5 protein-coding genes and 1 tRNA gene are annotated in these 2826 nt (G+C 63.7%); 3 read left to right on the forward strand and 3 right to left on the reverse strand.

Annotated features, from left to right (window positions below):
* On the reverse strand, positions 1-280 hold a 280-nt coding region (locus tag DBR20_RS07885; RefSeq protein ID WP_108265796.1), incomplete at its 3' end, for a hypothetical protein.
* The gene (locus tag DBR20_RS07890; protein WP_025874662.1) at positions 270-530 is read right to left on the reverse strand and encodes a YdaS family helix-turn-helix protein; all 261 of its coding nucleotides are present in this window, start codon (positions 528-530) and stop codon (positions 270-272) included. The genes DBR20_RS07890 and DBR20_RS07885, both read right to left, overlap by 11 nt.
* An 85-nt stretch (positions 531-615) precedes the next feature.
* On the opposite strand from DBR20_RS07890, the gene DBR20_RS07895 reads away from it, so the two are divergent.
* A complete protein-coding gene (locus DBR20_RS07895) occupies positions 616-1122 on the forward strand; it encodes a hypothetical protein (RefSeq protein ID WP_108265797.1) in 507 nt (168 codons plus the stop codon).
* Positions 1123-1210: 88 nt separating this feature from the next.
* Complete coding sequence (locus tag DBR20_RS07900; RefSeq protein ID WP_025874663.1) at positions 1211-1444, forward strand: hypothetical protein; 234 nt, start codon at positions 1211-1213, stop codon at positions 1442-1444.
* Between the two features lie 219 nt (positions 1445-1663).
* Here the strand turns inward: DBR20_RS07900 and DBR20_RS07905 are convergent.
* Positions 1664-1739 (reverse strand) — tRNA-Lys (locus DBR20_RS07905).
* A 146-nt stretch (positions 1740-1885) separates the two neighbouring features.
* Here DBR20_RS07905 and DBR20_RS07910 point away from each other — a divergent pair.
* The coding region (locus tag DBR20_RS07910; RefSeq protein WP_108265798.1) for a DUF2268 domain-containing putative Zn-dependent protease at positions 1886-2826 on the forward strand (941 nt) is incomplete at its 3' end.

The raw sequence follows: 2826 nt of genomic DNA on the forward strand, positions 1-2826 counted from the left end.
GACCGCGACCGCAGTAGTAGCCGCGCAGTGCGCAGGCCATCGCCACGTTGTCGCGGGCAACTGCAGTGATGATGTCTTCGATCTGCTGCGCCAGCAGATCCGTCTCCAGTGGCTTGTACCCCTGCGCGCGGCCGGGCATGTCGCCGCGATGCTCGATTAATACAGCCAGCAGGTTGCGTGATTGGAAGCCCAGGTATTCGCAGTCGCGATGCAGGGCGTACTCACCGCCCCAGTGCTCCAGACGGCTGCGGACGTATTCGCCGAACGTATCAAGCTGCATGGTGGGCTTCTCCTTGGATGGACGACGGACCCGGCGCGAACACATCCGGGCGCAGGAATTCGCGGCGGACCGCACCGGCCGTGGCCAGCTCGATGCGTCGGCACAGACGGGCACCGGGCAATTTGTGGCCGCGGGCGATCATGTAGAGGGTCCGCAGCGCACAACCGGTCTGGTGGGCCAGACGGCGCATCACGGGGCAACTGGGGGTGCCGTAGCCCCCTTGGGAGATGGCGTAGTCGATGAGGTTCATGGCCCACACATTACCGCCAAGGTAATGCAGAGTCAATACCGTTTTGGTCATTTGCTGGATTGGTAATGCAGAGCACCATCTACAGATGGACGCCAGTACCGCCCGCACCCTCAACATGCGCCTCCGCGTTGCCGCTGCCGGCGGCCCGGCCGAATGGGCCCGCCTGTTCGGCGGCACCCGCTGGGCGCAGCCCCAGGTCAGCCAATGGATTTCGGAGAGCAACCCGAAGAGCATCGGCCATCGCCTGGCCCGCGATCTCGAGTCGGCAATGCAGCTCCCGCACGGCACGCTTGATCGTGCCGATCAGGACGTTGAGATGTCGCTTCAGTCTCAATCTACGGGACTGGATTTCGAGAAGATGAGCGCTGCGGTCAAGGTGCTTTCGCACTACCTGGAGCTGGTCGGCGATCCACCGGAATGGATCTACGATCCTGTGCTGCTGGAGACCGCATTCATGGTCGTGGACGCGTTTGGTCAGCCTTCGGCGCCGGACAATGTGCTCGACCTGACGAAGCTTCTGGCAAAACGGATCAGGGAGGCGAAGGATGACTCACACGCGACTCGAGGAGCTCGCACAGCGGTTGGCCGCTAGGACCCAGGAACTGCGCGGCGGTCGCAACCCGGCGCCGGCCTTGCGGGTGGTGGCCGGCGAGGCGCATGCAGCCCCGGGAGAACGGCGGATGGACGCCATCATGCGCGAGTGGCATTGCCGCATGATCCGCAACGTGCGGCGGCGCTGGGGGGAGCCGATGCAGCATGTGATCGACCAGGCCTGTTGCGGAGTGGTGGACATCGACCAGCTCGCCGACGATGCCCTGATCCAGCTGCACAAGGACATGGAACGCGCCGAGGAGTGCATCCGCGAGGGGATTTCCTTCCACGACGCCGGGCTTCTACGCGCGCACTACGGTTGAAACAGACCTTGGCCGGTCGATTCTGACCGGCCAGAACCGCTCGATTTATTACTTTATATTCCCGAATTAATTACCTTAAAGGTAATTATTCGGTGTTGCTGGGAGATTTCCTGCGCCAGCGTCGCGGGCGTGGCCGACCGTGGCTGCACGCGGGCAACAAAAAAGCGCCTCTCGGCGCTTTCTGGGTTGCCCGGCAGGTGATGCCGGCGCTGTCTGCGATGGTGGGCCGTGATGGATTCGAACCATCGACCAAAAGATTAAAAGTCTTCTGCTCTACCGACTGAGCTAACGGCCCGTGCAACATCCCTGCCTGTCGGCGGGGTGGGCATTCTACCCTACTTTGCGCGGTAGAGAGAAATCATTGCAGTGCCGGCCTGCAGTTAAACCGTTCCATGCACCGGACGCATCTCATCCACGATCCCTCGTCCTTCGGAGCCACGGATGCGCCTGCCCTTCTGTCTGTTCGCCTGCCTGCTGCTGCCCTGCACCGTCACCACTGCTGCGACCCCATCGGTACAGACAGATGACATCGCCCGATTCTGGAGTACCTACGATGCGGTGCTTGCCGAGCCCGATGGCGCGCTGCGGGTGGCCCTGGTCCGGCAGCACTACATCGAGCCGGGTAGTGCCGGCCTGCATGCGCTGATGAAGGTGCGCAACTACACCGCCGTCGAGTATGCCGACGCAATGCTCGCTTGGCCGCGCTTCTGGGCCTCGGTGCGGCCGCTGACCGCCAACACGCAGCAGGCCAGCGCCACGCTGGAGCGGGATCTGGCGGCGTTCCGCAGGCTCTACCCCGCCCTGCGCCCGGCCAGCATCACCTATGCGGTGGGCGTGCTGCGCACAGGTGGCACCACGCTGGGGGACCAAGTGCTGATCGGCGCGGAGATGGCACTCGGCGATGCAAGCGTGGATGTCAGTGAACTGCCGGAGCCGTTGCGCAGCCGCCTGCGGATCTTCTACGACAGCAATCCTGGTGCGAACAACGCACAGAACAACCTGCACGAGTACGTGCACACGCAGCAGCGCGAGACCACCGGTTCGCTCGCGCAGTACGCGGTGCGCGAGGGCGTGGCCGAGTACATCGCCGAGCGCATCAGCGGGCGCCGACCGGCACTGCCGCTGTATGCCTACGGGCCGTTGCACGAATCCGACATCCGCGCTCGCTTCATCGTGGAGATGGACGGCGATGATCTGGACAACTGGTTGTACAACAACGCCCGCAACGCGTTCGGGGTGAGCGATCTGGGCTACTACGCCGGTTACCGCATCGCGCAGGAGTACATGCGTCAGCAGCCGGATGAGCAGGCGGCTATCGCACGGATGATCGAGCTGGATTACACAGATCCGGCCACGGTGCGGGCGTTTATCGAGGCGTCGGG

It is taken from the genome of Stenotrophomonas sp. HMWF023 (assembly GCF_003060985.1).
In the GTDB taxonomy this organism is placed as follows: Bacteria; Pseudomonadota; Gammaproteobacteria; order Xanthomonadales; family Xanthomonadaceae; genus Stenotrophomonas; species Stenotrophomonas lactitubi.

Coding starts and splice junctions, on each gene's coding strand:
- DBR20_RS07890 (WP_025874662.1), bottom strand. CDS start 530: ATGAACCTCATCGACTACGCCATCTCCCAAGGGGGCTACGGCACCCCC.
- DBR20_RS07895 (WP_108265797.1), top strand. CDS start 616: ATGGACGCCAGTACCGCCCGCACCCTCAACATGCGCCTCCGCGTTGCC.
- DBR20_RS07900 (WP_025874663.1), top strand. CDS start 1,211: ATGGACGCCATCATGCGCGAGTGGCATTGCCGCATGATCCGCAACGTG.